Consider the following 4,364-nt stretch of genomic DNA (forward strand, 5'->3'; position numbering starts at 1 on the left):
GTACTTGAGGACGTGATGATGTCGGCCTTCTGCTCGGGGGTGAGGTTCAGGTCGTTGAACACCGGCATGTTCTGCGGGCCCGTGACCATGGCCTCGTAGATGTGCTTGCCGGACACCGACTGCAGGTTCGGCGCGTACTTGCCCTCGGTCAGTGCACCACCGGCGCCGGCCACGTTGTGGCACATGGCGCAGTTGATGCGGAAGAGCTCCGCACCTTCGGCGGCGTCGCCGTCGGAGCCGTTGGTGAGGCTCTCGGAGGGGACGGCCGGGCCGGGGCCGAGCGACGCGACGTACTCGGCGAGGGCGTCGATCTGCTCGTCCGTGAACTGCGCGGGCTTCTCTTCCGCCTGCGGCCCCTGGGCGGCCATCGGCATGCGGCCGGTGCCGACCTGGAAGTCGACCGACGCGGCGCCGACACCGATGAGGGACGGACCCTCGCTGGTGCCCTGCGCGGAGAGGCCGTGGCAGGTGGCGCAGTTCGAGGCGAAGAGCTTCTGGCCCTCGTTCACCTTCGACTGGCTCGACGCCGCCACGGTGGTCGTGCTGTCGTCGGCGTTCGCCGTGGAGCTGAACAGCGCGTACGCACCGCCGGTGGTCATGAGACCGACGACGATGAGCGACACGGTCGCCATCGGTGAACGGCGGCCCTTCTTGGACTTGCTTCTGTTGAACATGCGGTGGGGGCTATCCAGTTCCTACTTGAGAAGGTAGATGACGGCGAAGAGGCCGATCCAGACGACGTCGACGAAGTGCCAGTAGTACGACACGACGATCGCGGTGGTCGCTTCCTTGTGACCGAAGTTCTTGGCGGCGAACCCGCGGCCGAGCGTCAGCAGGAAGGCGATGAGGCCGCCCGTGACGTGCAGACCGTGGAACCCGGTGGTCATGTAGAAGGCCGAACCGTACGCGCTGGAGGAGAGCGTCACGCCCTCGTGCCAGAGGTTCGCGTACTCGAAGATCTGACCGCAGACGAAGATCGCGCCCATGCAGTACGTGACGAAGAACCACTCCGTCATGCCCCAGTCCTTGGGGTTCCAGCTCGTCCGGTGCACCTGGAAGCGCTCGGCAGCGAAGACCGCGAACTGGCAGGCGAAGCTGGACAGCACCAGGATGATCGTGTTCACCGAGGCGAAGGGCACCTCGAGCTTGGCGGTCTCGGTCGCCCAGAGTTCGGGCGAGGTGCTGCGCAACGTGAAGTAGATCGCGAACAGGCCGGCGAAGAACATGACCTCGCTGCCCAGCCACACGATCGTCCCCACGGCAACGGCGTTCGGCCTGTTCAGGACCGGACCGCTGGCGGATCTGGAGAGAGGGGTGCTAGTCACAGACTCCATTATGGCCGAAACCACGGACAGTGTTTTCCTAGCCAACTGGCGGGTTGCTCGAATTCACTACGATCGGAGCATGCTCGACGCTCTCACCTGGCCTGCCGTGATCAGTGCGCTCATGGCGCGCGAAGACCTGACGATCAGCCAGTCCACATGGGCCATGCAGGAGATCGTGGCGGGCCGCGCCACGCCGGCACAGATCGCGGCCTTCGTCGTGGCCCTGCGCGCCAAGGGGGAGACGGTCGACGAGGTCGTCGGTTTCCGCGACGCGATCCTCGACGCCGCCGTCCCGCTCGACGTCGACCCGATGGCGCTCGACATCGTCGGGACCGGTGGTGACGTCGTCGGGACCGTGAACGTCTCGACGATGAGCGCGATCGTCATCGCGGCAGCGGGCGTGCCGGTCGTCAAGCACGGCAACAAGGCGAGCTCGTCGAAGTCCGGGTCCAGCGACGTGCTCGCCGCACTCGGACTCGACCTCACGATGGACGCCGCGCGTGTCGCCGACACCTTCCGGCGTGTCGGTCTGACCTTCGCGTTCGCGAGCGCGTTCCACCCCGGTTTCGCGCACGCAGGCCCGGTGCGGCGGGAGATCGGCGTGCCGACCGTGTTCAACTTCCTCGGGCCGCTGGTCAACCCCGCACGGTGCGAAGCGAACGCCGTGGGCGTGGCGCAGCTCGAACTCGTGCCGATCATCACCGGCGTGTTCCAGACCCGCGGGGCCACGGCGCTCGTGTTCCGCGGCGACGACGGCCTCGACGAGCTGACGACGACCGGCCACAGCCACATCTGGGAGGTCACGGGCGGGCGCGTCACCGAGCACGACCTCGACCCGCGGGACCTCGGCATCGCCCGTGCGCGCATCGAGGACCTCCTCGGGGGTGACCCGGAGCACAACGCCGCCGTGGTGCACCGCGTCCTCGCGGGGGAGACCGGTCCGGTGCGCGACATCGTGCTGCTCAACGCCGCGGCCGGTCTCGTGTCGTTCCGACTCGCCGAGGACCCGACCGAGGTCGACCGGCCGATCCTGCAGCGGTTCCGCGAGCAGCTGGTGGTCGCCGCGGACGCGATCGACTCCGGCGCCGCAGCGCGCAAACTGGCTGATTGGATCGGCGTCGCCCCCGCCGCCTGACCTGCACCGCGCGAGGTTGCTGGCCGCTGCACCCGCTGCCCCTGCCGCCTGACCTGCACCGTGCGAGGTCGTTGGCGGCGGCACCCGCTGCCGCCGCGCACCGCACCGTGCATACTTCGTCACCTGGTGCGCGATTGCGCGCACGGTGCGTCGCTGCAGGCGCGCACCGCGCGATCAACCCCGCACCGGACCACGCAAGCCGCACCGTGCGCCGGCCGCCGCCGCCCGGACCTCGCACGTGCAGCACGGCGCAACCACGAGCCGCAACGTGCGTACCTCGTCACCTGGTGCGCGGTTGCGCGCACGGTGCGTCGCTGCAGGCGCGCACCGTGCGGGCAACCTCGCACCGGACCACGGACGCCGCACCGTGCGCGAGCGCCCGCACCTCACCGCACCCGCGCCGCGCCGCGCCGCGCCGCGCCCGACCCCAGCGCACCCCACACCCGACCGCGCCCACCCCGCACCCACCACGCACCCCGCGCCCCCGCGCCCCCGCGCGCCCGCGCGCCCGCGCGCCCGCGCGCCCGCGCAACGCCAGGAGGCGCGGTGCCGGTCCGTCGGACCCGCACCGCGCCTCCTGGCGGTCACCGCAGAAGCGGACTACTGGACGTCCTCGTCCACCCAGTCGAACGTCTTCGTGACGGCCTTCTTCCAGAGGCGCAACGTGCGCTCGCGCTCTGCCTCGTCGAGCTGAGGCACCCAGCGCTTGTCCTCCTGCCAGTTGGCCCGGAGCTCGTCGAGGTTCGCCCAGAACCCGACGGCCAGGCCGGCCGCGTAGGCCGCACCGAGCGCCGTGGTCTCGGCGACCACCGGACGGACCACCGGCACGTTGAGGATGTCCGCCTGGAACTGCATGAGCGCGTCGTTGGCGGTCATGCCGCCGTCGACCTTGAGCTCCGTCAGGTCCACGCCCGAGTCCGCGTTGACGGCGTCGAGGACCTCGCGGGTCTGCAGCGCCGTCGCCTCGAGGGCGGCACGGGCGATGTGCCCCTTGTTGACGTAGCGGGTGAGGCCGACGATCGCGCCGCGGGCGTCCGGGCGCCAGTACGGCGCGAACAGGCCCGAGAACGCCGGGACGAAGTACACGCCGCCGTTGTCCTCGACGGTCTTGGCGAGGGCCTCGACCTCGGGCGCGCTGCCGATCAGGCCGAGGTTGTCGCGGAGCCACTGGATGAGCGAACCGGTGACGGCGATCGACCCCTCGAGCGCGTAGTGCGTCTCCTGGTCGCCGAGCTTGTAGCCGACGGTGGTGAGCAGCCCGTTCTCCGAGCGGACGATCTCCGTGCCCGTGTTGAAGATGAGGAAGTTGCCCGTGCCGTAGGTGTTCTTCGACTCGCCCTGGTCGAACGCGGCCTGGCCGAACGTCGCGGCCTGCTGGTCGCCGAGGATGCCGGCGATCGGGACCTCGCGGAGGAGGTTCGACGACTCGACGTGGCCGTAGACCTCGGAGGAGCTGACGATCTCGGGGAGCATCGACTTCGGCACGCGGAAGTCGGCGAGGATGTCGTCGCGCCACTGGAGCGTCTCGAGGTCCATGAACAGCGTGCGGGACGCGTTCGTGACGTCGGTCTTGTGGACGCCGCCGTCCACGCCACCGGTCAGGTTCCAGAGGACCCAGGTGTCGGTGGTGCCGAAGAGCAGGTCGCCCGCCTCGGCCTTCTCGCGTGCACCCTCGACGTTCTCGAGGATCCAGACGATCTTCGTCCCGGCGAAGTACGTCGCCAGGGGCAGGCCGACGACCGACTTGTAGCGGTCGGTGTCGCCGTCGGCGAGCTTGTCGACGATCGACTGCGTGCGGGTGTCCTGCCAGACGATGGCGTTGTAGACCGGCTTGCCGGTGTTCTTGTCCCAGACCACCGCGGTCTCGCGCTGGTTCGTGATGCCGACCGCCGCGACGTCGGGCG

At 69.7% G+C, this 4,364-nt stretch carries 4 protein-coding genes; 1 reads left to right on the forward strand and 3 read right to left on the reverse strand.

Going from position 1 to position 4,364, the window contains the following annotated elements; translation table 11 throughout:
* Both qcrC and ctaE read right to left on the reverse strand, forming a co-directional pair.
* Positions 1-674, reverse strand: a 674-nt coding sequence (gene qcrC / locus I5E_RS00645; protein ID WP_042723433.1) for a cytochrome bc1 complex diheme cytochrome c subunit, incomplete at its 3' end; no start/stop codon positions are given.
* A 21-nt stretch (positions 675-695) separates the two neighbouring features.
* Positions 696-1,334 carry an aa3-type cytochrome oxidase subunit III gene (ctaE, locus tag I5E_RS00650; protein WP_031260857.1) on the reverse strand — a complete coding sequence of 213 codons (639 nt, stop codon included), beginning with the start codon at positions 1,332-1,334 and terminating at the stop codon, positions 696-698.
* Between the two features lie 70 nt (positions 1,335-1,404).
* On the opposite strand from ctaE, the gene trpD reads away from it, so the two are divergent.
* Entirely contained in the window at positions 1,405-2,460 is a 1,056-nt protein-coding gene (gene trpD / locus I5E_RS00655) for an anthranilate phosphoribosyltransferase (protein WP_022905304.1), read from the forward strand.
* A gap of 600 nt (positions 2,461-3,060) precedes the next feature.
* Here trpD and glpK read toward each other — a convergent pair.
* The coding region (gene glpK, locus I5E_RS00660; protein ID WP_022905305.1) for a glycerol kinase GlpK at positions 3,061-4,364 on the reverse strand (1,304 nt) is incomplete at its 5' end.

The organism is Curtobacterium sp. B18 (assembly GCF_000333375.1).
GTDB lineage: Bacteria > Actinomycetota > Actinomycetes > Actinomycetales > Microbacteriaceae > Curtobacterium.

Bases quoted from the DNA above. Each gene is read 5' to 3' on its own strand.
- ctaE (WP_031260857.1), bottom strand. From the start codon at position 1,334: ATGGAGTCTGTGACTAGCACCCCTCTCTCCAGATCCGCCAGCGGTCCG.
- trpD (WP_022905304.1), top strand. From the start codon at position 1,405: ATGCTCGACGCTCTCACCTGGCCTGCCGTGATCAGTGCGCTCATGGCG.